This is a genomic window from Rhodococcus sp. IEGM 1354 (assembly GCF_030056855.1).
Taxonomy (GTDB): domain Bacteria; phylum Actinomycetota; class Actinomycetes; order Mycobacteriales; family Mycobacteriaceae; genus Rhodococcoides.
Genome location: NZ_JASHKT010000001.1, coordinates 102,551 through 126,301, shown reverse-complemented (window position 1 = coordinate 126,301; position 23,751 = coordinate 102,551). Strand labels below are relative to the sequence as shown.

Sequence of the window (23,751 nt, the reverse complement as noted above, 5' to 3'; positions counted from 1 at the left end):
ACGTGAGCGCTTCTAACGTCTTTGTCATGACTACGACGCGGCCCGAGGTTCTGGAGTGGGAGGGGCACCCCAAGGGATCGACCGAGTACCGACGTCTCGTGTTGGCGCTGCTGTTCGCCGGAGTGGCGACGTTCGCGCAGCTCTACTCGGTACAGGGGATTCTGCCGCTCATCGCGTCCAGTCTCGACATCACTCCGTCTCAGTCCTCGCTCGCCGTCGGTCTGGCGACCGTCGGCGTTGCGGTGTCGGTCATTCCGTGGTCGGTAGCGGCCGACCGAATCGGACGCGTTCGAGCGATGACCGCCTCGATACTCGTCGCGACGACACTGGGTTTGCTGGTGCCTCTGTCGCCTTCGCTCGAGGTGCTGCTGGTCCTGCGATTCTTCGAAGGTGCTGCGCTGGGTGGACTTCCGGCCATCGCGATCGCCTATCTCAGCGAGGAGGTGCACCGCAATCACACCGCGTTGGCGGCGGCAACTTACGTGTCCGGTACGACGCTCGGTGGGCTACTGGGGCGAATAGTCTCAGGACCCGTTGCAGAACAAACCAATTGGCGAATCGGAACCCTGACCGTGTCGGTCATCGCGGCGCTGGCAGCGGGACTGTTCGTGTGGTTGGCACCGCGGCCGCAAACCACCCTCGTGCACAGCAAGATCGGTGACCTACCCGGTCGGTTGTGGGTGAATCTCCGAGAGCCGGGGATGCTGGCGCTGTACGGCCAGGGGTTCCTGCTGATGGGAGGATTCGTCGCGGTCTACAACTTCCTCGGATTCCGGCTCGAGGCAGCACCTTTCGGACTTCCACAGTCTCTGATCAGCCTGATCTTCGTGGCCTACCTCAGTGGCACGGTGTCCTCGCGAGTGGCGGGGAAGTTGGCGACGAAGCACGGCCGGTCGATCGTCCTCGCCGGATCGACCGCCACCATGATTGCCGGAGTCGCACTGACGATGGCGTCGAACCTGGCCGTCATCCTCACCGGGCTGGTGATCTTCACGATGGGATTCTTCGCCGCCCACGCCATCGCGTCGGGATGGACCGGCCAGCGAGCCGTCCACGGACGGGCCCAGGCGACATCGCTGTACAACCTGTTCTACTACGGAGGATCATCCGTCGTGGGCTGGCTCGGCGGAGTGGTCTTTCAGTCACTCGGATGGAATGCCTTGGCGCTGTTCGTCATTGCGTTGGCAGTCATCGCTGGCCTGTGGGCCGCAGCGATGAACGGCCGACTGGCGCAGCAACCGATTTCAGTACGTGGATGAATTGGAGGCGGCTAGCGCGAAGATGAAAATCGCAGCCAGGACGAGGACGAACAGGGCAATCGACACGTAGCCGACGATCAGACCTGCCGTCGCGAATCCCGACCCACCCTCGCCGGTCCGTTTGATCTGCCCCTTCGCAACGTGGCCACATACCACCGCACACACCGACGCGATCAGCGGGATGAACGTCAGACCCAACACCGCCAACACGAGCGACACGATCGCCAACGTGTTCGTCGCGGGTGCCGGCCGAAAACCCGCGCCGACATATGGGGCTTGACCGTAGTGCGGCTGACCGTATTGGGGTTGTCCGTATTGAGGGTTCGGGTATTGAGGATCTTGGTACTGAGGTTGTCCGTGCTGCGGGTTCTGGTAGCTCGTGTTCGGGTCCTGATACGGCGGGTACTGCTGACCCCCGTACGGCTCGTCCTTCTCGAACGCGTCGCTACCTTCACCCTGCGGATTGACCATTGCGGGAGTCTTGCACCTCGATTGAGCCGTCGCAAGCGGCAACGCGAGGTCTACGAACCGACCTTGCCCCAGCCGACATACGCGTCGACGGTCACGTAACCGGTCACCCGCGGCTGATCGCGAACCGGATACCGCTCGCCGGTGTAATGCGTCGCGATGCGATCGATATCCACCAGATCCGGGTCGTCCTGCAACTCGATCGAACCGTGCACCGTCACATGCGTATACCAACTGGCCTCGTCCATCACCGAAATCGAGACCTTGGGATTCGCCCGAATGTGCTCGAGCCGCTTACGCGAGGCATCGAAATTGAGCACGATCTTCCCGTCCTCCCACAAATACCACGTGGGCGCGGTGATCGGAGTTCCATCGGCACGAACTACCGCCATGACAGCGGGATTGGCCTTCTTCAGCAACTCGACAGCATCAACGGGCAACGGAGGCTTGGGCATGAACCAACCCTACGACCCGAGAGCTGACTCGGCCAGACCCTCGCCCACGGCCCACCCAACCCGAGTCCACTAGATGTGCCATTGACTGCCGAAAAGGCCACTGAATGTCACATCGAGTGGACTGCGGGTGGGTGAGGGCTGCGGGCGGGTGGAGCGATTACAGCTTCGGGAGTTTGACGACCTGTCCGGCGTAGGACAGTCCTGCACCGAAGGCGAGGAGCAGCGCAGTGTCGCCTGCTTTGGCCTTTCCGGTGCGCAGCAGTTCTTCCATTGCCAGGGGGATGGACGCAGCCGAGGTGTTGCCGGTTTCGGCGATGTCGTTGGCGACCGGGGTGCCGTCGGACAGGTTGAGGCTTTTGGCCAGCAGTTCGGTGATGCGGCTGTTGGCCTGGTGGGGGATGAAGGCGTGCAGTTCGTCGGCTTTGATGCCGGCGACGTCGAGGACCTTCTGCGCGGCTTTGCCCATTTCGAATGCGGCCCAGCGGAAGACGGAGATGCCGTTCATGCGGATCCAGGGGCGTTCGACGTCGGCTTTGGTGATGTAGTCGTACCAGTCGATGGTCTGCACGATGGCGTCGGACTGGGAGCCGTCGGATCCCCACACGGCGGGCCCGATTTCGGTTTCGTCGCTCTGTCCGACGACGACGGCTCCGGCACCGTCGGCAAAGATGAAGCGGGTGGTGCGGTCGTACGGGTCGGTGGTGACGCTGAGCTGTTCGGCTCCGATGACGAGGACGTACTGCGAGGTTCCGGCTTTGACCAGGTCCGATGCGACGGCGAGTGCGTAGCAGAAGCCTGCGCATCCGGCGCAGATGTCGAACGCGGCCGGTCCTTTGGTGCCGAGTCCGTGGGCAACCTTGGCGGCTGCTTGGGGTGTCAGTTCGAGGTGTGTGGAGGTCGCGACGATGACGGTGTCGACCTGCTCGGCGGAGATGCCGCTGGCTTCGAGTGCTTTTCGGCCTGCCGAGATCGACATCTGGACGACGTTTTCTTCGGGGTCGGCGAATCGGCGGTTCTTGATGCCCGATCGCGTCTGAATCCACTCGTCACTGGAGTCGATGAACTCGCAGATCTCATCGTTGGTGACTATTCGTTCGGGGCGGTGAACGCCCAGACCGAGCATCTTCGACTGTCGACCTTGCGTTGTGCTGATCGCACCCATCTTCAATTTCCTCTCGTGCTACCGCGCCATCGCCGAGCTTCGGCTCGGGTCTTGGGCTACGGGCTCGTCGACACACGTTACGTGCGTCGACGGGAGAGGTTCACACCAGTTCGGTGATGAGGGCCGCGACCTCGGCGGGTTTGTCGATCATGGCGTGGTGATGGGCAGGAATGACGACGGTGAAATCGGCTCGCAGATATGTCGCCAGCTTGCGTTGGGTCTTGATCCATCTGCGTCCCCACGGGGACGGGCGTCCGGTGTGGGCGGCCGCGACGATGACGGGAACGAACAGCGGCAATCGCTTCCGAAGTCGGTTCAACTCGGCTGCGAGGTCCGGGTAGACGACGTCTTCGACAAGTGCAGCTGTGAGATAGGTGGGCCTGCGGTAGATGTCGTCGACCCAGTCGACGACGTCCTTCGGTGTCCCGTCGGGTGGCGTCGCCTGGTTGAGTATCGGCCGGACGCGCGGGCCGACGAGCCGCTGCAGGCCCGTGCGGCTCAGTAGCGTCGACACGAAATGCGCTGCGCGCACTCGCAGAGCCGCTGGAAGGATGCGGCGGGGGTCGGACTCGGCGCTCGAGTCCAGGAGAAGAACGCCGCGTATGCGCGACGGGAACAGCCGGGCCACCGCTTCTGCGTAGAAGCCGGCAATCGAGTGACCCGCGACGACGGCGGGTTCGGTGACACCGAGTGCGTCGAGGACGCCGACGATCCTGTCGGCCTCGCCGCGGACGGTGGGGGTTGCGCCGTCGGGCAAGGGGTCGCTGAGTCCGAAGCCGGGGCGGTCCAGAACCACGACGTGATGGTGGGCGCTCAGGATATCGACGGTGTCGTTCCAATCGAACCAGTTACTACCCAGGCCTCCGCAGAGCACGATCGTAGGGCCGGTTCCCCGGACGAACAGATGCAGTCGTTGGCCGTCCACTTCGACGTACTGCCCGGGAGGATGTTTCACGGGAAACAACGCCCCGTGCTCGGTTCGATTCCCGTGATCCATGTTTTCGTCCCCACCATGCATTGCCTACTCGAAGTTTGTTTAAGCCTCCAGTTTCCACCATTCGCCCCGTTTTGCAACTTTCCCGTGCAGGATCGCCTCGGAAAGACCGTCATTGTCGCGGTTTGGCCAGCGGAAATGCGAGTGTCTCGCGAATGCTGCCACCGGTGATGAGCATGACGACGCGGTCGACGCCCATGCCGAGCCCTCCGGTCGGGGGCATGCCGTGCTCGAGGGCCTGCAGGAAGTCCTCGTCCAAGCTCATTGCCTCTTCGTCGCCACCCGCAGCCAGCAACGACTGCTCGGTGAGGCGTCGACGTTGATCGACGGGATCGGTCAACTCGCTGTAGGCCGTCCCCAGTTCGACCCCCCATGCCACCAGGTCCCATTTTTCCGCGACGCCGGGGATGCTCCGATGTGGTCTCGTCAACGGCGACATCGACGTCGGAAAGTCCTTGTAGAAGGTGGGGAATTCGGTGTAGTCCTCCACCAGGTGCTCGTACATTCCCTGCGCGACGGCACCCGCGTCCCACGACTTCTCGTACGGGATGGCGTTCTCGTCGCACAGCCGCTGCAATTCGTCCAGGGACGTCGACGGCTCGACGGGAACACCCAATTTTTCGGCGACGGCACCGTGCAGTGTCTTGACGGGCCATTCCCCTGAGATGTCGATCTCGATCATCTCGCCGTCCGGACCGTCGGGACGCAAAATGATCTCGCGGCCGTGCGCTGCGACGGCCGCGCGCTGAATCAGTTCGCGGCACAACACCATTGCGCGCTCGTAGTCACTGTGTGCCTCGTACGCTTCGAGGATCGTGAACTCGGGATTGTGCTTGAAGTCCGCTCCCTCGTTGCGGAACACTCGCCCGATCTCGAACACCTTCTCCATGCCGCCGACGCACAGCCGCTTGAGATAGAGCTCCGGCGCGATGCGCAGGTACAGATCCAGGTTGTAGGCATTGATGTGGGTGACGAACGGGGCAGCGTTCGCACCGCCGTGAACCTGCTGCAGGATCGGTGTCTCGACCTCCATGTAGCCGCGATCGCTCAGTGAATCACGAAGCGACTTCACCACGTTCGAGCGCGCGATCATCAGCGAGCGCGCATCGCGATTGATCGCCAGGTCCACGTATCGCTGCCGCACCCGCGCTTCCGGATCGGTCAGACCGCGGTACTTGTCGGGCAGGGGGTGCAGGCATTTGGCGTTCATTCGCCACTCGGTGGCCAACAGCGACAGCTCACCACGCCTGCTGTATCCGATGGTGCCGCTGACTTCGATGAGATCACCCAGGTCGAAGTCGGAATCGAATTCCTCGATTCTGTCGCCGACGCGTTCGCGGTCGAACAGCACCTGGATATCGGACGACCAGTCCCGGATGACGGCGAAGGACACACTGCCGTAGTCGCGGATACGCAGAATTCGGCCCGCGATCCGCACAGTCGTCCCCTGTGGAGACGCCACTGCCTCGCCGACGGTATGCGTCGGGGGATAGGCGACGGGATAGCCCTCGATGCCCTCGCCTTCGAGGCGGTCGAGCTTCGACATGCGCACGCGTACCTGGTCGGGACGCTTGCGGCCGGGCACGGTGTCGTCCGCGGGAGTCTCGGGTCCGCTGCCGTCGGAATGAATGTCCTCGGCATCGACCAACGCTGCGGGCACCGCGACGTGGGACCCGGTGTGCTTCGAGGCCCGCCGAAAGGTCGGGAGAGTCAAGAACCCTTCGGCAATGGCCGACGCGACACCGACTTTCGGCAGCACTCGATTGTCTGCGAAGCAGAGATAGCGCGGCTCCCACTCGGGCAAGTACTTCACATTCGAGCGGTACAGCGCCTCGAGCTGCCACCAACGCGAGAAGAACACCAGTACGCTGCGCCAGATTCGCAGAACCGGACCGGCCCCGATCCGACTGCCCTCCTCGAACGCAGCGCGGAACACCGCGAAGTTCAACGAAATCTTGCTGACACCGAAATGATCTGCGCCGGTAGCAAGTTCGGTCACCATCAGCTCGATGACTCCGTTCGGCGACGCCGGATCGCGGCGCATCAGATCCAACGACGCGCCGGTACGACCCCACGGCACCAGCGACAGGACACCGACCACCTTTTCGCCCTGAACCGCCTGCACCAGAAGACAATCGCCGTCGAGCGGATCGCCCAACCGGCCCAGCGCCATCGAGAAACCACGCTCGGTCTCGGTATCGCGCCACGCATCCGCGCACGCAATGATCTCGTCCATCTCCGCGGCCGAAATATCGCGATGACGACGCACGGTGACCACGACACCCGCTTTACGAGCCCGGTTGACGGCCTGACGCACGGGACGCATCTCGCGTCCATTGAGGTTGAAGTCTTTGGTCTTCAGGATCGCTTCGTCGCCGAGTTCGAGAACACTCAGGCCGGCCCGCTTGTAGGCCGTGGCCCCGATCTCGCTGGCCCCCATGACCGCGGGGGTCCAGCCGTATTTCTCGGCGAGATCGAGCCATTCCGAAATCGCGTGCGGCCAGGCCTCCGGATTCCCGATCGGATCCCCACTGGCCAGACACACCCCGACCTCGACGCGATACGTCACCGCCGCCTTGCCGCTGGTGGCGAAGATGACGCCCTTGTCGCGGCGGGTCGCGAAGTAACCGAGGGAATCGTCGGCACCCCACTTGTCGAGCAGACCGCGCAGAGCCGACTCGTCGCGCCCGGTCAATGCATTGCTCGACCGCTGCGACCGAAACAACGTGAGCACGGCACCGAGCAACGCCAGCGCACCGAACAGTCCCAACGCCGTGTTCACGAAACCGTTCGGCCTACCGTCGAACTGCTCGTTGTCCACCGTCGCCAACGCCGTCACCCTGTTGAACGCCCACAGGAACGTCTGACCCTCCGGCAACGAACCCGGGAACAACGCAACCAACGCCCAACCGATCACCGTCCCGATGGCGGCACCCAGCACGAGCACTCCGAGCGCCTTCCACACCGCACCGCGCCGAACCCGCGTGTAGAACTCCTTGCGCGACGCGATCAACAGACCCGTCACGACGACATGAACCGCCAACGCAATCCACGAACTGACGTTCTTGTCCTCGATGCCCTCCGCGACATTCGTGATCGCCAACAACACCAGATAAATCGTCAGCAACCACCACGCAATACGCTTCCGACTCGCCAACGCCGCCGCCAACAACCCGACCACCAACGCCCACGACAAACTCGTATCCGGAGCATCGAAGTAATACGTATCGACATACTCCCGCGGCGCATGAACCAGATACCGCAAAGTCGGCGACAGACTCCACAGAAACAACGCCGCCGCGAACACACCGAGCACCAGGCCCGCGATATGCGGAACCTCACTCAACCGACCGCGCTGCGGCGGCGAAAACGACCGTGGTGACGTGATACCCGACCGATCCGAGGGAACTGCTGTCGCCGTCATGTCTCACTCCCGAAATAAGAACGCACGAGTTGCAAGATAGACGGTATCCCCGCTGAGGTGGGTGGGTCGCCTGTTGCTGCCCCGCCGTCCACTCAATGTGACCTTCGGTAGCCTTTCTGGCAGTCAATGGCACATCGAGTGGACTTGCGGCCCGGTCCGAGAACGCGCGCGGCGGCGATCGAGGCAGAGTGCGGGTCACCCTTCCTGGTGCGTTTGTACACAGGCATTCGGTTATCCACAGGGCTGTCGATAGTGCGACGTCGGGTGCGATCCGGTGTCCGGCCGAGCGTGCACGATCGTTTGTATGAAGAGGGGCGGCGCACGGGTCGATGCGAGAGTAATTGCGGCCGCGTCGGATCGCGGGCTGGTCCGGACTGCTCATCTCCTGGAACTCGGCGTCGCGTCCAAGACGATTGTTCGGCGCACGCTGCCGGACGGTATCTGGTCACGGGCGCTACCTGGCCTGGTGTTCTTGAAGAACCGTTCGCTGACGCCCTTGGAGCGGGCGGTTGCCGCGTCCATCTACTGCGGTCGTGATGGCGTCATCAGTGGTCGGGCCGGGCTGGCGTTGCATGGTCTCGGTACATCCGGCTCGTACGAGGAGACGTTCGTGCTCATTCCCGAGGCGCAGCATCGCAGGTCGGTGGGGTTCGCCGCAGTGGAACGTACGTGGCGGATGCCGACGGCGGAAACCAAGTCGGGTCTTCGCGTCGCGCCGGTTGTTCGGTGTTTGTGCGACGCGATTCGTCGCATGAAAAACGCCGAACAGTGCATTGCGCTCGTTGCCAGTGTTGTTCAGCGGGGTGCGGCAACGATCGAGGCGATCATGAAAGAACTGGACGCCGGCAGCACGCGTGGTACCGCGATGCCCCGTCGAGTGCTTCGGGAACTGGCCGCCGGCGCGCACTCTGTTGCCGAAGCCCACGCGCAGAAGTTGTACGCGCGCAGCGGCCTTCCCCCGATGACCCACAATGTCGCGGTACGCGACAGGTCGGGCAGGTTGCTGATGGTGGCCGACAATTGGCTCGACGACGTCGCCCTCGACTGGGAGATCGACTCGCTCGAATATCACCTGTCGCCCGCGGCGCACCGCGCCACCGTGGAACGACGGGAGCGCGCTCAGAACGCCGGCATCATTGTCGTGACCCATCTGCCCAGCGATATCCGCGACGATCCGGAACGCGTCCTGTCCGACCTGCGGTCACGCTACCGACAGGCGCTCGCGCGTCCGCGCCCCGACGTCACCGTCGACCCTTCCTACCGTCGATCGGGCTGATATACCCAGATCATGTGGTCTCCGGTTTCGGCCGCCGCGGCCACGGCTCGCGGCTCGATCCTGTCGAGGACGAAACCCAGCCGCTGCGGAACGGATCGACTCCTCGAATTGGCTGCATCGCAATGAATTTCGACGCGGTCGACGTCGGTGAGGTTCAATGCCTGCTGCGTGAGGGCCGCGGTGGCTTCGGAGATGACGCCGTCACCCTCTGCTGCACCGTCGAGCCAGTACCCTATTTCGATCCCACCCGGTCCGACGCGGCGGTGCAGTGCAATCTTCCCCAGGAATGCGGCGGTGGATCGACCGAAAATCCCGTAGTCGTACATTTCGCCGGCTTCCCATAGCTTCCGGCTTTCCGCGATGCGAACGATCTGAGCCGACCTGTCGGCAGCGTCCTCCGTGGCCCAACCGAGCCACGGAAGCAGGCGTGCGCGATTACGGTCGATCGCCTCGGCAATGACAGCAGCATCGGCTGCCGTCTCGCGTCGAACCACGAGACGGTCGGTGACAATCCGAACGGGAGGTGCGCTGACCATTGCGACAGTCTGACTCCCTGTCACTGCCGATTCCACTGATTTTCGGTGCCCTCCGACCGTATGCAGTCCACTCGATGTGCCATTGACGGTCGAAAAGGCCACCGGATGTCACATTGAGTGGTCAGCCGGGAGTGGTCAGACGGTAGTGGTGTCCGGGGGGTGCTGGGGGAGAAGGAAAACGATCAGGAAGCGGACCACGATCTCCAGGACAGTTTGTCGATGACGATGACCGGCCCCTCGGGTCGGTTGTTCTTGTATTGGCTGTATTTCGCGACGAGTGTGTCGGTTCCGACTGTGCCTTCGGCGCTGGAGGATTCGACGATGCGGGCGTTGCCGTCGGCGCGGATCCACCAGAGTTGGGACCAGTCGTCGGAGTAGTGGTCGACGATGAGGCTGACGGCGGGGTCGGCGCGGATGTTGTCGAGTCGCTGCAATTTCTGGGTGGTTTTGGGTTTCCAGTCGATGGCTGTGTAGATGCGGTCGCCGGTGGGTGCGACGGCGTAGACGATGGGGACCAGGTGTGGGGTGCCGTTCGGGTTGATGGTGGAGAGTTGGGCGCGGGGCGCGTCGGTGAAGCGTTGAATTTCGTTGTCTATCTTCACGTTCGGTTCCTCATGCGGATTCGCTGTGGCTGCTGTGTCGGGTGATGTATTGCTCGAGGTCGGCGACGGGCATGGGTCGTCCGAGTAGGTGTCCTTGGCCGAAGGTTACGCCCATGTCGGTGCAGATTCGGAGTTGTTCGGTGGTCTCGATGCCTTCGATGACGGTGTCTTTGCCGAGGGTGGTGGTGACGTCGACGAGGGCGGTGCAGAGGGTGGTCATGGCGCGGCGTCGGTGGAGGTTGGTGCTGTCGAGGTGCTGGGTGAGGGATCTGTCGATCTTCAGGATGTCGACGGGGAGGGTGGCGAGTCGTTCGAGGGAGGAGAAGCCGGAGCCGAAGTCGTCGATCGCGATGAGGACGCCGTGGCGTTGGACGTCGCGGAGTTGGTAGTGCACGGCGTCGAGGTCGTGCAGCGTCTGCGATTCGGCGAGTTCGAGTGCGAGTCGACCGCGTTCGATGCCGTGGGTGTCGACGATGTCGATGACGTCGGTGGCCAGGGTTCCTGCGGCGAAGTGTGCGGGGCTGACGTTGACTCCGACTTGGAGCATGATCGCGCGGGATTGCCAGTCGGCGATGGTTGCCGCGACGTCGGTGAGAATCCACATGCTCAGTGGGACGATCAGGTCGTTGTCTTCGGCGAGGGGGATGAAGGCGTCGGGCATGAGGAGTCCGAGTTCGGGGTGGTTCCAGCGGACGAGGGCTTCGGCTCCGACGACTGCTCCGGTCGCGAGTTCGACGATGGGTTGGTAGACCATGGTGAGCTCGCGCTCGGTCATGGCGACACCGCGCAATCGTTCGAGGAGTTCGAGTCGCATGCGGTTGGTGTGGTGCAGCTCGTCGGTGAAGATGTGATGGCGGTTGCGTCCGGTGGCCTTGGCGGCGTGCATCGCGGCGGTGGCGTTGTGCACAAGCTGGGTGGCGCGATCGGTGCTGCCGGTGGTGGACGCGACACCGACGCTGGCGGTGAGAGTGAGTTGACGGCCGCCGAGCTCGAAGGGGGGCTCGAAGATGCTGGCGAATCCCGCGGCCATGGCTCGGGCTGCCAGGGCATGGCTGCCGTAGGCGACGATGACGAATTCGTCTCCGGTGAGTCGACCGATGGTGTCGCCGGGTCGGGTCGATGCGGTGAGCCGGTCGGCGACCATGCACAGCAGCTCGTCGCCCTGGGCCGGTCCGAGCGCGTCGTTGTATTCACGGAAGCCGTCGATGTCGACGAGGAGGACGCTGAAGTGCTGTTCGGGGCCGAGGTCGACCAGCGCGGCGGTGATGGTGGCCAGAATCTTGTCCCGGTTCGGAAGCCCGGTGAGGGCGTCGAGCGTCGGGTTGGGGTCGGCATGGCGGAGCGGCGTGTCGTGTTCTCGACTCACAGTGCCCCCTCGTAGCCGGACGGCCACCGGCGATACTAGCCGAAGAGTTTGCTTATCGCCTATAAACGGGGAACGTGCCCTTTTTAGAGGGCGTTACGCAGCCCGCCCGTCGACCCTCGCTTCTCGATGTTCCACACCGCTGCGTCGACGGTGTCGCTGAGGCCGAGCACCCACCGGGCCGCCGATCGTCCCTGGTCGAACAACGATTGAGCGACGGTGGTCAAGTGGGCCGCTGCCGCTGCCGGGGAGTCGTCCCATCCGGTCAGTGCGACGTGGCCGGGAATGTCGATACCGGCAGCCGTCGCCGCGTCGAGTGCGCCGAAGGCGAGTTCGTCGCTCATCGCGAAAATCACGTCGACGGCGTTGTCGCGCAACAACAGTCGCGCTGACCGTGTGCCCTCTGCACGCGAATTGTGGGTGGTGAACAGCGTCGGTACCGTCGACCACTCGATGCCTCGACGCATGCACGCATCGCGGTAGCCCTCGAGTCGTGCGCGGGTTACCGGCATCGAGATGTCCGACGCGTCTGCACCGTGCACGACCGTCGATTCGCGTCGCGAATCGGGTCGCAGCGCGACGATCGCGGGCCGACGGCGATTGCGCAGAGCAATGGTGCCGATCGCGTCGGCGGCGGCGCGATCGTCGATTCCGATGGAGTTCAATCCCGGATGCTCGGGTCCGCCCTGGACGCAGGTGGGTCGACCGGTGCTGACGAGGACGTCGAGGACGGGGTCGTCGACGCCGGTGGTCCAGACGACGTAGCCGTCGACCTGCGCGTCGCGAATTCTCGCAATGTCGCTGTCGCGGTGCAGGTTCGGCAGCATCACCAGGGCGGTGTCGGCGTCGAGACACGCGTCGGCGATGCCCGAGAGGAACCGTCGGGCCTGGGGATCCTCGAAGGCGTAGGTGAGTTTTTCACCGAGTACGACGCCGATGCTGTTGTGCTTTCCGCTGCGGAGCGAGCGTGCCGCACGGTTGGGACCTGCGTATCCGAGGGCCGCCGCCGCAGCGTGGACGCGGTCTCGGGTGGCAGGCGAGACGCGGTCGGGTTGGTTGTAGGTGTACGAGACGCTCATGGTGGAGACTCCCGCAGACGCCGCGACGTCGGCCATCGTCACCCGAGTGTTCACGGGGTCACCTTAGCGTGCGTCGACATGCTGTGTAACGATACACAGCATGTCGACGCCCCTTCCCAAGCTGCTGGTCCTCGGTGCAGCCGCCTTCATCTATGTCACGGCCGAAACGTTGCCCGTGGGTCTGCTTCCGGAGATCTCGGGCGATCTCGGCGTCGGCGAATCCGCTGTCGGTCTGCTGCTGACCTTCTACGCATACGGCGTCGCCGTCATGACCATGCCGTTGATCAGGTTCGTACGCGAATGGCCGCGGCGACGGGTCGTCGTCATCACCGTTGCGGCACTGGCCTTTTCGCAACTGCTCTCCGCGGTGTCCGTCGGGTACCCGATGCTCGTGCTGTCGAGGATGCTGTGCGCGGCCACCCACGGAGTCTTCTGGGCCGTGGTCGCACCCGTCGCGGCGTCGCTCGCACTTCCCGGTAAGCAAGGAAAAGCGATCGCCACGGTGTACGCCGGCACCTCGTTGGCGTTGGTCGCCGGAAATCCGATCACCGCGGCCATGGGTCAGTGGTTCGGGTGGCGCACTGCTGCAACCATTCTCGGTGTCGTCGCCGCCGCTATCGCGGTGGCGCTCTACTTCGTGCTCCCCGCACTACCGGTCACCCGAGCAGCTGTGGGCAACAAGAAATCACCGCGGGTGCTCGACGGCACCCTGGCCATTCTGTGTGGAGTCACGTTCCTGGCCGTCCTCGGCCATTTCGCCGCGTACACGTACTTCTCGCTCATCGTCGATCGCGCAATCGGCTCGGCCGGAACCACTCTGACGCTGATGTTGATGCTCTACGGCTTGTTCGGGGTCGTCGGTATCTGGGTGATCGGCAGAACGTACGACCGTTGGCCGCGGCCGTCCACCATCGCTGCTCTGGGTGCCGTAGCGGCCGCGGCGGCGATTCTGTGGTGCACCCTCAGCGCAGCACCGGGAAGCCTGGCCGTCCTCGCCGTCGGTGCGATCGCGTTGTGGGGTCTGGCCTTCACCACACTGCCGGTCTGCATCCAGTCCGCCGTGGTCAGGGCCGCCCCTGCCGACGCCGACAAGGCATCGGCGATCTACGTCGTCGCGTTCCAACTGGCCATTGCCACCGGGGCCCTGGTGGGAGGTGTCGTCGTCGACGCCAGGGGCATCGGGGCGGTGACCGCTGCGGCGACGATCCTGGTGGCTGTGGCACTCACCGTCGTAGTGGTCGCGCGCAGAGCCTTTCCGAGCTCGTATCCGTCGGTACCGGTCTCGACACCGGCGCACTGACCTCTCGGCCCTCCCGCGCGATAGGGTCAGCACGCGACGAACGAGGGAATCCGGTGCAATTCCGGAGCTGGCGCGCAACGGTGACGGGTGAGAGCTCGAAGTCCGAATGCTCGGACGTCGTGATCGAACCCCACCCGCGGCTCCGCGACACGAGCCCCAAGCAGGAAGCTCTTCGATGCGTACCTCTCTCGCCGCACTAGGCGCTGTCTCCATCCTTCTGGTCTCCGGTTGTTCGACCGCGTCGACCCCCGACGCGTCCACCGACACCTCCGGGAACTATCCCCTGACCATCGAGAACTGCGGACGCGACGTCGTCGTCGACGCACCACCGCAGCGTGCGGTGTCGTTGAACCAGAGCTCGACGGAAATACTGCTCTCGCTCGGCCTCGCAGACCGGATGGTGGGCACCGCCACCTGGACCGACCCGGTCCGCTCGAACCTCGAATCCGAGAACGCCAGGGTGCCGAGGCTCGCGGACAACAAGCCATCGCTCGAGGTCGTGTTGGATACCGAGCCCGATTTCGTGTCCGCGTCCTTCGGCGGCACACTCGGACCCGGGGGAGTCGCAGATCGGAGCAGGTTCGAGCAACTCGGCGTGCCGAATTACCTCTCGCCCACCGACTGTCAGGGCAAGACCGACGAGAGCGTCAATGCCGACGGTGCCCGCACGGAGCCGTTGGTGATCGACACCGTCTATCGGGAGATTCGTGATCTCGCGGCGGTCTTCGACGTACGAGAGCGTGGCGAGCGCCTGGTCGCCGAACTGCAGGATCGGTTCGAGAAGGCCTCCGGCTCGGTCGACGCGTCAGGTGTGTCGTTGGCCTACTGGTTTGCCGACACCGATACGCCGTACATGGCCGGTTGCTGCGGATCGTCGGGCATCATCACCGACTCCGTCGGTGCCGAGAACATCTACGCCGATACCACCGACGAATGGCCACAGGTCAATTGGGAGAGTGTGCTCGATCGCAACCCGACTGCACTGGTGCTCGCAGATCTGAGCCGACGCAGTATCGCCGGGGACGCCCTGGACAGCAAAATCGGCTTCCTGGAGTCGAACTCGGTCACGAACCGAATGCCCGCCGTCGAGAACAAGCGGTACATCGTCGTCAACGGTGCCGATCTGAACCCGTCCATTCGGACGATCGACGGTGTCGAGAAAGTTGCGGCCGCCCTGCAGGATTGGGGAATGGCGTCGCGATGAGCCGCACCGATCGCGGGGTGCTCGTCCCACTACTGCTCGCAGGATCGGCCCTGTTGGTGCTCTCGATCGGCGTCGCCGTCACCATCGGACCCGCGAACGTGTCGGTGCCCGACGTGTATCGAGTGATATCGACGCACATGGGTATCGGCAGTTCAGGAGTCAGTCGCATCCAGGACGGAATCGTCTGGGAGCTGCGCCTGCCCCGGACCTTGCTGGCCGCCGTGTGCGGCGCGGGTCTCGCGCTGTGCGGGGCGATCATGCAATCACTGCTGCGCAACCCTCTCGCCGATCCCTTCGTCCTGGGCATTTCGTCCGGTGCATCCACCGGAGCTGTACTCGTGGCGGTTCTCGGCGTCGGCGGTGGCGCATTGTCCTTGTCCACAGGGGCATTCGCCGGTGCGCTGCTCTCGTTCGTCCTGGTGATGCTGCTGGCCGCAGGAGCAGGCGGCGGAAACGACCGCGTGGTGCTGGCCGGGGTCGCCGGAACGCAGCTGTTCTCGGCACTGACGTCGTTCATCGTCATTTCCTCGGCCGACGCCGAACAGACACGCGGCGTGCTGTTCTGGCTTCTCGGATCACTGAGCGGTGCCGACTGGACGGACGTGGTGCTGTGCGGTTCCGTCGCGCTGGTGGGGATGGTGGTGTGCCTGTTCAACACCTCCGCGCTCGACGCCTTCACCTTCGGTCACGACGCGGCCGCGTCCCTCGGCGTACCGGTCAAGTGGGTGCGAATCCTGTTGCTGATCATCACCGCACTGATCACGGCCTCGCTTGTCAGCGCCGCCGGAGCCATCGGGTTCGTGGGTCTCGTTCTGCCGCACGCCGCACGTTTTCTCGTCGGCGCACGGCATCGACGACTGCTGCCGACGACGGTGGTGATCGGCGCGATCTTCATGGTGTGGGTCGACACCATCGCCCGAACGCTGTTCGCGCCGCAGGAAATACCCGTCGGAGTGGTGACCGCACTCATCGGCGTGCCGGCATTCGCGCTCATTCTGTTTCGACTCAGGAGATCCCGATGACGTTGCACGTGAACAACATTCGTTGGACACGCGGCGGGAGCCCGATTCTCGACGGCATCAGCTTCGCGCCGGAACCGGGCGAAACCATCGGGCTCATCGGCCCGAACGGATCCGGCAAATCGTCGCTACTACGAATCCTCGCCGGCATCGTGGCACCCGACAGCGGCGACGTCCTGCTCGACGGAAAGGACTTGCGCACCCAGCGTCGCCGCAGCATCGCCCGACGCGTAGCCATGGTCGACCAACACTCCGACACCGACGTCGACATCACCGTCCGCGACGTCGTACGCCTGGGCCGCATCCCCCACCACGGCATCCTCGGCGGAGACACAGCCGCCGACGACGCCGCGATCGAACAGGCACTCACCGATACCGCCATGGCGTCGAAAGCCACCCGACGCTGGCACACCCTCTCCGGCGGAGAGCGCCAACGCGCCCAGATCGCACGAGCCCTCGCTCAACAACCCACCGAACTACTGCTCGACGAGCCGACCAACCACCTCGACATCCAACACCAACTCGATATCCTCACCCTCGTCGCAGGATTACCCCTGAGCAGCTACATCGCCCTCCACGACCTCAACCTCGCCGCCATGTTCTGCAACCGCATCATCGTCCTGAACAACGGCACCATCGTGGCATCGGGAACCCCACACGAAGTGATCACCGAACACCTGGTGCGCGAGGTGTACAACGTGCACGCCAGCGTCTCGCATACCGACGACTACCCCCAGGTGACCTATCGCCGCCCCGACAGACCGCCCCCGGAGTCCACTCGATGTGACATTGACCCCCGAAAAGGCCACTAGATGTCACATTGAGTACCGGGGGAAGGGGCGAACTGGGGGGAGGGGAGACCGAATCTAGAGTTGGCGCAATTTTCGCTCGAATGCGTCGATGCGCGTGGTGTCCTCGAAGAAGTCCTCTTGCGAGATGATTTTGCCCCAACTTGTGCGGACCAGGAGCACCGTTCGGTTGCTGTACAACTCGGTGCCGTCGGTTGTGTGTGCTTGGTCGTCGAAGCGGACGAGCAGGGTCATGCGCCAGGGGGCTCCGCCGCTGTAGATTTCCGTGACCTGCCCGCGGATCCGGGCGGCGACGAAATCCTGGAAGAACTTTTCGATTGCCGGTCGTCCGCGGTGGGTGCCCGACCAGCGGCTGTCACCGTCGGCGAATTTGAGGACCGCATCTCGGTGGAACGACGAGAGCAGAGGGCGATAGTTTCCGTTGTTGAGCGCCTCGATGTCTCGCTGCAACTTCAAGGTCAGCACTCGCATCAGCAGAAGCTTGCATGCGAAGGCCGTCGAGATGCCGGCCAGAAATCTCAGTTGCATGGCTATACGTTTGCTTACCGTTCACCGACGTGTCAATCGAGTGGGACGTTTCCAGAACGAGTCTCACTCAGGTCGGTGGTGGTGCTGTTCACCATCTTTTCGAGTTCGTAGATCGGCCGATACCGTCTATGACGACTCACATCGATATCGTGTACTTCGCTTCGGCTCAGAGAGCATCACAGAGTGAAAATTCCAAGCGTAGGCATGCTCTGCAACGATGGACTGGTAAGGGGACGAACGTGAGCGCATGTCGCTTGTCGGTAGCTGTTCGGCCGAATTTCGGGGGGCCCAGATGGACTCCATAGCTGCGTTCTGGTGCCACTCAGATGACGGCGAGCCTGCTCTGATGCGGTCGAAGATGAACCAATTGCTCTCGGCGACAGGGCTTTCCCGAGCGCGGACACTGTTCGAACGTGCGTCGCTCGAGGATTTTCTGGGCGAAGAATCGGCTGCGATTCCGTTGTACGAGGCGTCGCTGTCGAGTGGGCTCGATTCCGTGCACGAGAGCAAGGCCAGAATTCAGCTCGCCAGTTCGCTGCGCAATGTCGGCCGACGCGAGGACGCGTCGCGTGTGTTGGAAGACTTCGAGTTCTCCAACGAATTCTCCTCTGCGCGAGATGCATTCATGGCTCTGATCCTGTGGGATCTGGGCGATGGTGCTGGCGCGCTGAAGGCGGCACTGCAGGCAGCGAAGCCTGCGCTCGGCACATACTGTCGCGCAATCGGAACGTATGCCGACGACCTCCGTGCCGACAGACCGAGGAACAACGACACTGACGACGGCGTTGCCGACCTTGATCGTGCCAGTTCGCTCGACGACCCCGAGGTGAAGCCATGACCAGCGGAGCATTCGATCCACACGACCTACTCGAGCACAGCCGACTCGGCGTACTCGCCACGATAAAAGCGAGCGGCCTGCCGCAACTGTCTCCGGTGACGCCGTTCTACGATCGCACCGAGCGAACAATCAAGATTTCGGTCACCGAAGGACGAGCGAAAACGGCCAACCTACGCCGAGACCCGCGCGCTGCACTCGAAGTGACCAGCGCCGACGGCAAGGCCTGGGCAACAGCCGAAGGAACCGTCACCCTCACCGGACCGGGAGCGAACCCCAACAGCCCCGAAATCGATGCGCTGGTCGACTACTACCGGGCCGCCGCCGGAGAGCACCCCAACTGGAACGAATACCGCGCCGCAATGGCCGCGGATCGCCGAGTGCTGGTGACCATCGCCGTCGACCACGTCTATGGCGAAAGCCTCACCTGATCGCCCCGGCAGTCCACTCGATGTGCCATTGACCTTCGAAAAGGCCACTGAATGTGCCATTGAGTGCACTGAGGTCGGTGCACATCTGCCTCCGTCACGTGAGTTGGTAGACGTCCAGTTCGACGGAATTCGGTAAACGTTCACCGGTGGCCACGAAGAGTGTTCCGTTCATCCAGCTGAGGGAGTCGGCGGACGTGGACAGTCGAGGAAAGGTGCGGAAGTAGATTCGGTCGGCGGGAACCTGCTCGCCGCGAGTCAGTGCGTCGATGTCCTGTTCGCTGCCGGTGCGCAGTCCGACGTTGTGGACCGAGATCCGTTCGCCTTTGTCGGTCTCGAGTGCATATCGGGCGTCGAGTTCGGTGACAGTGGCCGATCTGAGCACCTGGTGGTCGGCACCGCCGGCCAGGACGCGCCCTCGCATCACCGGCCCGTCGACGGTCCCACCGAGGATGGGTACGAGGCGCCGATGCCCGTCGCTGACCTGGCCTAGATCGATGGGCTGCCCGACCGTGACGGACAAGTGCGCGACGAACGTCAGATCGGGGCGCACGTCAGTTCGTTCGGTCCGCGAAGCCGTCGGGAAGATCGCCAGGTGCGACGGACACGATGGTCTCGTCGTCGGCTCCGACGTTCTCGAAGAGCGTGATCGTGGCGAACTCGGGGACGACATAGATGGGGTAGGTCGGTCCGGCGTCGCGGTACGCACGCATTTCGTCGAGGTGATCGTTCTGGTAGAGGACCGTCTTGGTGCCGTCCAATTCGATCCATTGCGGGAAGAAGATGGTTCCGTGCAGACGACGCTTGCATGGGATGACGTTGACGACGACCGAGGTCCCGGTGGGCTCGTTCCACGAGATCTTGTAGACGTCGTCGTCGAGCTGGACGAGATCGACTTCCTGGTCCTTGACCCAGCGCCCGCCGACCATGCCGGTGTGAATTCGGTAGTCGATCGTGGTCGCGTTCTTGACATACATCTCGTACTGCCAGCTGTTGGCGTAGGTGTAGATGAAGCGATGCCCGACGATACCGCTCAGATCTTGGCTGGGAATGGGGTTCTCGACTGTGGTCATGGTCTTCATTTTGTCACAAAACTATGTTTGCGGCAAAACTATCTGTGCGATCATCGACGCATGGACTCCACCGCAACGGAACTGGCCCGACAGCTGGGGCCCCTGCGGCGATCACTGCTCCGAGCGACGCGGGACATCGCGCAGCTGCCCGACATCGCCGACTCGCACATCGAGGTGATGCGAGCCCTCGCAACAGAACCGTCCATGAGTCCGGGACGCCTTGCCACCCGCCTCAACCTGGCCCGATCCACCGTGAGCAACCTGATCAGAGCGATGGTCGACGCCGGCCTGGTGGAAAGATCGATCACCGCCGGTGACCTTCGAGGGGCGACACTCACCGCATCGCCGAAAGCTGTGAAACTCCTCGCCGAATACGACGAGGCGAGCTCCCGAGTACTCGCGGACGCACTGGACGAACTGAGTCAACACAACCGCGAAGCCATCGCCGCAGCTCTGCCGGCCTTGGCGGAAATAACGAGCATTCTCGCCCGCCGCACGTCCTGATCCTCGGCAGTGAGCCCGCACCCACGCAGTCCACTAGATGTGCCATTGACCCCCGAAAAGGCCACCGAATGTCACATTGAGTGCCGGGACGTCGTGCTAGTGCTCCCAGTTTCGATCAGCGACGCGTGTTGATGTCGAGGACAAGCCGAGGAGTGCGCATCTGACCGACTGTCGACCGCCAGCGGTGTGCGGGATACGACAGTCGAACCACGAAGTAGTTGACGAATTCGACAACGGCGAACAGCCACACGACGAGCAGTGCGACGCCAATTCCGGCGCTCGACGGGAACCATACGACGACACCGATGAGCCCAGCCGCCAACAGTGGGACGTTTGCGACTCGACATACGCGATAGATCGCGCGAATGGCCGGTGGCATCGGGCTGAGTTCGACCCAGGATCGCGCTATCAACCAGTAGATTCCTGCCTGCACGAGGACGGCGAGCAACGGGTTGAGAGCAGACCACATGGCGAGAGAGTCCTCGCGACCGTCGAGCCACGGTTCTGCCATGGTGAGTGCAATCGCGGCAAACACCGCTGCGGCGAACAGCTCACCCAGGCCGAGCGACAGATACCGTCGCCGCAGCTCGTTCCGGCGACCACTGGACATCACGCCAGATTAGTCATGAGTTGGCACCGACACCCGCCCCCACAGTCCACTGGATGTGCCATTGACCCCCGAAAAGGCCACCAAATGTCACATTGAGTAGCCAGTGCGGGCGGGGAGTCATTGGTTGCGGGCAACCGGGATCCAGAGTTCTCCTGCTCCCGATGACCAGTCGGGGGTGTTTTCGGTGACGGTCAGTATTTCCGGGCCGGGGGTGATGTGGAAGGGGTGGGAGGGAAACCATTCGCTGAATGCGTCGGCCCAGAGTTGTTGTAGTGCTGGGGCGAGTGCGGTGTCGCTGCGTGTTTCGAAGACCGCCCATGTCGATGCGGGGACACTGAGGGAGTCCAGGTCGGCCGGTGCGGGGGCTGTGGTGGCGACGGCGAAGTAGTAGTCGAAGAGACTGCCGTCGGTTCGGTCGGGTTCGAATCCGTCGATGACGAAGAGGATGTGGGGGAGTTCGGGCAGGTCGGCGTGTCGGCGGAGTTGTTCGCCGAATCCGGTGGGCAAGGTCTGGTGAAACTGGGTCATGGCGGTGTTCTCGCCGTGGAATGTGAGGGGGATTCGCGTCGATTTGCCGATGATGTGGAATGCGGGCAATTCGGTGATGCGGTAGTCCATGGTGCTCTTTCCTTCGATGGTCAGGTGAAACGCCAGGGGCGGTCTGGAGCGGAGGGTGGTCCCTGGTTTGCGGGCGTGGGATGGTGTGACGCCGTGCATGTCTCGGAATGCGCGAGTGAATGCGTCACCGCTGTAGCCGTACTTGGTTGCGACGTCGAGCACCCCGATGCCGGCGAGAATGTCTGCTGCTGCCAACGACATTCGCCGCTGCCGGATGTACGCCGACAGTGGGATTCCGGCCAGTGCGGAGAACACGCGTCGAAAGTGATAGTCGGACGTGAGGGTGATGCGAGCAAGCTGTGCCGGGTCGATCTCGTGGTCGAGGTTGTCCTCGATGTAGTCCAGTGCTGCATTCCATCGTTCGAGCATGTGCCGGTGGCCTTTTCTTCGTTCTGGTGACAACGATAGGGAGGCGCAGGCACGGCTGGCTCGACTTTTCGAGCCCGGCTGCGTCGGGTTCAGATGGTGCGCAAGCCAACGTCGTCGTCGAGGTGGCAGCAGAGCTGGGTGCGACTCCGGCCCAGGTGGCGATGGCATGGACGCTTCATCACCCCGCCGTTGTCAGTTCACTGATCGGTGTGCGGACCGCAGAACAGTTGCAGCACAACATCGGTGCGCTCGATGTCGTCTTCGACGAGACGCAGTTGGCACGACTGCAGTCGGTCAGCGCCATCGACATGGGGTTTCCGCACGAATTCCTGGCGCGTCCGATGGTGCGTGGGGTTACGAGCGGGCGGACGTCGGTGCGCCCACGTCCGCCGCGGTCCTGGTGAGCAGTCGAATCAGGACGACGGTGATCGACGGTAGGTCAACGGATCACCGTTGTGCACGACCGTGAAACGTGCCTTCTCCAGCACTCTTTGCGACGCGGCATTGCCGCGTGCGACTGTCGCAACCATTGCGAGGTTGCCCACGGTCTCGCGGACCTGGCCCAGCATTCGTCCTGCGCAGCCGCGTCCCCAGTGCTCTGGATGTACCCAGTAGCCCACCTCGACATGATCGGCTCGACGGATGAGGCTCAACAGTCCGACCGGTACCGCATCCTCGATTCCGATCGACCACATCGGCAGGTCGGGTGTATCGAGGTCCGTCGTCGCCAGTGCACGGCTGAATCGACGGTCGAAATAAGTTCTTGTCCAGGGCTTTCCGTCGCCCACCCACCGCATGACGGCGGCGTCCGACGCCATCGAGTACAGGAATTCGGCGTCCGTGGCGGCTGCCGGCCGTAGTCGGGTCGGCGTCACAACCGCCGACCATCGATCGGTCGAGGGTCGGCGAACCGCAGTACGATGCACATGACCTTCAAACGATAGAGGCATCCGGATCCGACCGCCACCGAATACCCAAGGGAGCCCGATGAACCTGGCCGATTACGACGTCCTGAGCTTCGATTGCTACGGAACGCTGATCGATTGGGAGTCGGGGATCGGCGACGTGCTCGGCGCATGGGCTGCGGATGCAGGATCGCCGATGTCCAAGGACCAATTACTCGCCGGCTATGCCCCCAACGAGGCTCAGGCGCAGCAGGATTCACCGGCAATGCTCTATCCCGACATCCTGGCCGACGCATTCGGACGAACAGGCGACGCGCTGGGTATCCCGGTCACCGCGGAATGGGCGGGCAGACTCGCCGGCTCCGTTCCGGACTGGCCGGCCTTTCCGGACTCGGCGGAGGCACTGGCATCCCTTGCCGAGCACTACAAGCTGGTGATTCTGTCCAACGTGCACCGTGAGGGTTTTGCCGGCAGCAACCGTCGGCTCGGCGTCGAATTCGACGCCATCGTCACAGCCGAGGATGTCCACACATACAAGCCGGCGGACAACCATTTCGATGCGCTCGACGCGATCCTCGACGACTTCGAGGTGCCCAAGTCACGTCTGCTGCACGTGGCACAGAGCCTGTTCCACGATCACGTCCCGGCGCAGCGGCACGGCCTTGCCTCGGTGTGGATCGATCGCAGACACGATCGGCCCGGGTGGGGCGCAACACCGGAGCCGAACGGCGACTACGGATTTGCGATGCGGTTCCCGAGCATGGCGGAGTTCGCCGACGCAGCTCGTGGGGCGCATGACGAGGTGTAATTTGTGCGCCCTGGTCGGGCTGTGCATCGGATCGATCGGCTCGCTCGGATACTTGTTGTGGGAGAACAGGCCGCGACGCATCAACTATGTATTCGTTGCCGACAATCCAAGCTACATTGAATC

26 protein-coding genes and 1 riboswitch are annotated in these 23,751 nt (G+C 63.4%); of the genes, 11 read left to right on the top strand and 15 right to left on the bottom strand.

All coding sequences use genetic code 11. The features are described 5' to 3' along the window. The first annotated feature begins 26 nt into the window (after nt 1-26). On the top strand, nt 27-1,259 hold the full coding sequence (locus QM588_RS00735; protein ID WP_283310900.1) for an MFS transporter: 1,233 nt from the start codon (nt 27-29) through the stop codon (nt 1,257-1,259). On the opposite strand, the gene QM588_RS00730 is transcribed toward QM588_RS00735, so the two are convergent. The 5 genes from QM588_RS00730 to lysX all read right to left on the bottom strand — a co-directional run bounded on the left by QM588_RS00730 (nt 1,245) and on the right by lysX (nt 7,762). Beyond that, nucleotides 1,245-1,730 (bottom strand): DUF4190 domain-containing protein, encoded by a 486-nt coding sequence (locus QM588_RS00730; RefSeq protein ID WP_283310899.1) that lies wholly within the window; start codon nt 1,728-1,730, stop codon nt 1,245-1,247. The two genes, QM588_RS00735 and QM588_RS00730, sit on opposite strands and share 15 nt — an antisense overlap. Nucleotides 1,731-1,780: 50 nt before the next feature. Beyond that, a complete protein-coding gene (locus QM588_RS00725) occupies nt 1,781-2,182 on the bottom strand; it encodes a PPOX class F420-dependent oxidoreductase (RefSeq protein ID WP_032367602.1) in 402 nt (133 codons plus the stop codon). Between the two features lie 157 nt (nt 2,183-2,339). Beyond that, nucleotides 2,340-3,344, bottom strand: coding sequence for a beta-ketoacyl-ACP synthase III (locus tag QM588_RS00720; protein WP_283310898.1), 1,005 nt, complete (start codon nt 3,342-3,344; stop codon nt 2,340-2,342). Nucleotides 3,345-3,444: 100 nt separating this feature from the next. After that, entirely contained in the window at nt 3,445-4,341 is an 897-nt protein-coding gene (locus QM588_RS00715; protein WP_283310897.1) for an alpha/beta fold hydrolase, read from the bottom strand. A 109-nt stretch (nt 4,342-4,450) separates the two neighbouring features. After that, nucleotides 4,451-7,762: a bifunctional lysylphosphatidylglycerol synthetase/lysine--tRNA ligase LysX gene (gene lysX / locus QM588_RS00710; protein ID WP_283310896.1), complete on the bottom strand. Its 3,312-nt coding sequence runs from the start codon at nt 7,760-7,762 to the stop codon at nt 4,451-4,453. Nucleotides 7,763-8,066: 304 nt separating this feature from the next. On the opposite strand from lysX, the gene QM588_RS00705 reads away from it, so the two are divergent. Continuing rightward, complete coding sequence (locus tag QM588_RS00705; RefSeq protein ID WP_283310895.1) at nt 8,067-9,038, top strand: hypothetical protein; 972 nt, start codon at nt 8,067-8,069, stop codon at nt 9,036-9,038. Here the strand turns inward: QM588_RS00705 and QM588_RS00700 are convergent. The 4 genes from QM588_RS00700 to QM588_RS00685 form a co-directional block, all read right to left on the bottom strand. Continuing rightward, nucleotides 9,020-9,574: a GNAT family N-acetyltransferase gene (locus QM588_RS00700; RefSeq protein ID WP_283310894.1), complete on the bottom strand. Its 555-nt coding sequence runs from the start codon at nt 9,572-9,574 to the stop codon at nt 9,020-9,022. The two genes, QM588_RS00705 and QM588_RS00700, sit on opposite strands and share 19 nt — an antisense overlap. Nucleotides 9,575-9,756: 182 nt before the next feature. Then, nucleotides 9,757-10,176 carry a TIGR03668 family PPOX class F420-dependent oxidoreductase gene (locus QM588_RS00695; RefSeq protein ID WP_283310893.1) on the bottom strand — a complete coding sequence of 140 codons (420 nt, stop codon included), beginning with the start codon at nt 10,174-10,176 and terminating at the stop codon, nt 9,757-9,759. A gap of 10 nt (nt 10,177-10,186) precedes the next feature. Further along, nucleotides 10,187-11,542, bottom strand: a complete 1,356-nt coding sequence (locus tag QM588_RS00690; RefSeq protein WP_283310892.1) for a putative bifunctional diguanylate cyclase/phosphodiesterase — start codon at nt 11,540-11,542, stop codon at nt 10,187-10,189. A gap of 83 nt (nt 11,543-11,625) precedes the next feature. Further along, nucleotides 11,626-12,672, bottom strand: a complete 1,047-nt coding sequence (locus QM588_RS00685; RefSeq protein ID WP_283310891.1) for a LacI family DNA-binding transcriptional regulator — start codon at nt 12,670-12,672, stop codon at nt 11,626-11,628. Between the two features lie 46 nt (nt 12,673-12,718). Here QM588_RS00685 and QM588_RS00680 point away from each other — a divergent pair, with 46 nt between their 5' ends. The 4 genes from QM588_RS00680 to QM588_RS00665 all read left to right on the top strand — a co-directional run bounded on the left by QM588_RS00680 (nt 12,719) and on the right by QM588_RS00665 (nt 16,953). Next, complete coding sequence (locus QM588_RS00680; RefSeq protein ID WP_283310890.1) at nt 12,719-13,918, top strand: MFS transporter; 1,200 nt, start codon at nt 12,719-12,721, stop codon at nt 13,916-13,918. A 45-nt stretch (nt 13,919-13,963) separates the two neighbouring features. Further along, nucleotides 13,964-14,087, top strand: a riboswitch (cobalamin riboswitch). A 6-nt stretch (nt 14,088-14,093) separates the two neighbouring features. Then, a complete protein-coding gene (locus QM588_RS00675; RefSeq protein WP_283310889.1) occupies nt 14,094-15,122 on the top strand; it encodes an ABC transporter substrate-binding protein in 1,029 nt (342 codons plus the stop codon). Next, nucleotides 15,119-16,144 carry a FecCD family ABC transporter permease gene (locus QM588_RS00670; RefSeq protein ID WP_283310888.1) on the top strand — a complete coding sequence of 342 codons (1,026 nt, stop codon included), beginning with the start codon at nt 15,119-15,121 and terminating at the stop codon, nt 16,142-16,144. The genes QM588_RS00675 and QM588_RS00670 overlap by 4 nt, the downstream gene beginning before the upstream one ends. Beyond that, nucleotides 16,141-16,953, top strand: a complete 813-nt coding sequence (locus QM588_RS00665; protein ID WP_283310887.1) for an ABC transporter ATP-binding protein — start codon at nt 16,141-16,143, stop codon at nt 16,951-16,953. Before QM588_RS00670 ends, QM588_RS00665 begins: the two co-directional genes overlap by 4 nt. A 54-nt stretch (nt 16,954-17,007) precedes the next feature. On the opposite strand, the gene QM588_RS00660 is transcribed toward QM588_RS00665, so the two are convergent. After that, a complete protein-coding gene (locus tag QM588_RS00660) occupies nt 17,008-17,478 on the bottom strand; it encodes a nuclear transport factor 2 family protein (RefSeq protein ID WP_283310886.1) in 471 nt (156 codons plus the stop codon). A gap of 346 nt (nt 17,479-17,824) precedes the next feature. Here QM588_RS00660 and QM588_RS00655 point away from each other — a divergent pair, with 346 nt between their 5' ends. Continuing rightward, on the top strand, nt 17,825-18,316 hold the full coding sequence (locus QM588_RS00655) for a tetratricopeptide repeat protein (RefSeq protein ID WP_283310885.1): 492 nt from the start codon (nt 17,825-17,827) through the stop codon (nt 18,314-18,316). Continuing rightward, nucleotides 18,313-18,744 (top strand): PPOX class F420-dependent oxidoreductase, encoded by a 432-nt coding sequence (locus QM588_RS00650; RefSeq protein ID WP_283310884.1) that lies wholly within the window; start codon nt 18,313-18,315, stop codon nt 18,742-18,744. The genes QM588_RS00655 and QM588_RS00650 overlap by 4 nt, the downstream gene beginning before the upstream one ends. Before the next feature lie 94 nt (nt 18,745-18,838). Here QM588_RS00650 and QM588_RS00645 read toward each other — a convergent pair whose 3' ends face one another. Continuing rightward, entirely contained in the window at nt 18,839-19,294 is a 456-nt protein-coding gene (locus QM588_RS00645) for a DUF3237 domain-containing protein (RefSeq protein ID WP_283310883.1), read from the bottom strand. 1 nt (nt 19,295) lies between these two features. Beyond that, a complete protein-coding gene (locus QM588_RS00640; RefSeq protein WP_283310882.1) occupies nt 19,296-19,814 on the bottom strand; it encodes a phenolic acid decarboxylase in 519 nt (172 codons plus the stop codon). Nucleotides 19,815-19,874: 60 nt separating this feature from the next. Between QM588_RS00640 and QM588_RS00635 the strand changes: the two genes are divergently transcribed. After that, a complete protein-coding gene (locus QM588_RS00635) occupies nt 19,875-20,318 on the top strand; it encodes a MarR family winged helix-turn-helix transcriptional regulator (RefSeq protein WP_283310881.1) in 444 nt (147 codons plus the stop codon). A 115-nt stretch (nt 20,319-20,433) separates the two neighbouring features. Here the strand turns inward: QM588_RS00635 and QM588_RS00630 are convergent, their stop codons facing one another. Then, nucleotides 20,434-20,928: a hypothetical protein gene (locus tag QM588_RS00630; RefSeq protein ID WP_283310880.1), complete on the bottom strand. Its 495-nt coding sequence runs from the start codon at nt 20,926-20,928 to the stop codon at nt 20,434-20,436. Between the two features lie 117 nt (nt 20,929-21,045). After that, entirely contained in the window at nt 21,046-21,915 is an 870-nt protein-coding gene (locus QM588_RS00625) for an AraC family transcriptional regulator (protein WP_283310879.1), read from the bottom strand. Nucleotides 21,916-21,941: 26 nt separating this feature from the next. Here QM588_RS00625 and QM588_RS00620 point away from each other — a divergent pair, with 26 nt between their 5' ends. Further along, a complete protein-coding gene (locus tag QM588_RS00620; RefSeq protein WP_283310878.1) occupies nt 21,942-22,319 on the top strand; it encodes an aldo/keto reductase in 378 nt (125 codons plus the stop codon). Nucleotides 22,320-22,328: 9 nt separating this feature from the next. Here QM588_RS00620 and QM588_RS00615 read toward each other — a convergent pair whose 3' ends face one another. Continuing rightward, a complete protein-coding gene (locus tag QM588_RS00615; RefSeq protein WP_283310877.1) occupies nt 22,329-22,790 on the bottom strand; it encodes a GNAT family N-acetyltransferase in 462 nt (153 codons plus the stop codon). A gap of 112 nt (nt 22,791-22,902) precedes the next feature. Here QM588_RS00615 and QM588_RS00610 point away from each other — a divergent pair, with 112 nt between their 5' ends. Beyond that, the gene (locus QM588_RS00610; protein WP_283310876.1) at nt 22,903-23,628 is read left to right on the top strand and encodes a haloacid dehalogenase type II; all 726 of its coding nucleotides are present in this window, start codon (nt 22,903-22,905) and stop codon (nt 23,626-23,628) included. Nucleotides 23,629-23,751 lie beyond the last annotated feature (123 nt).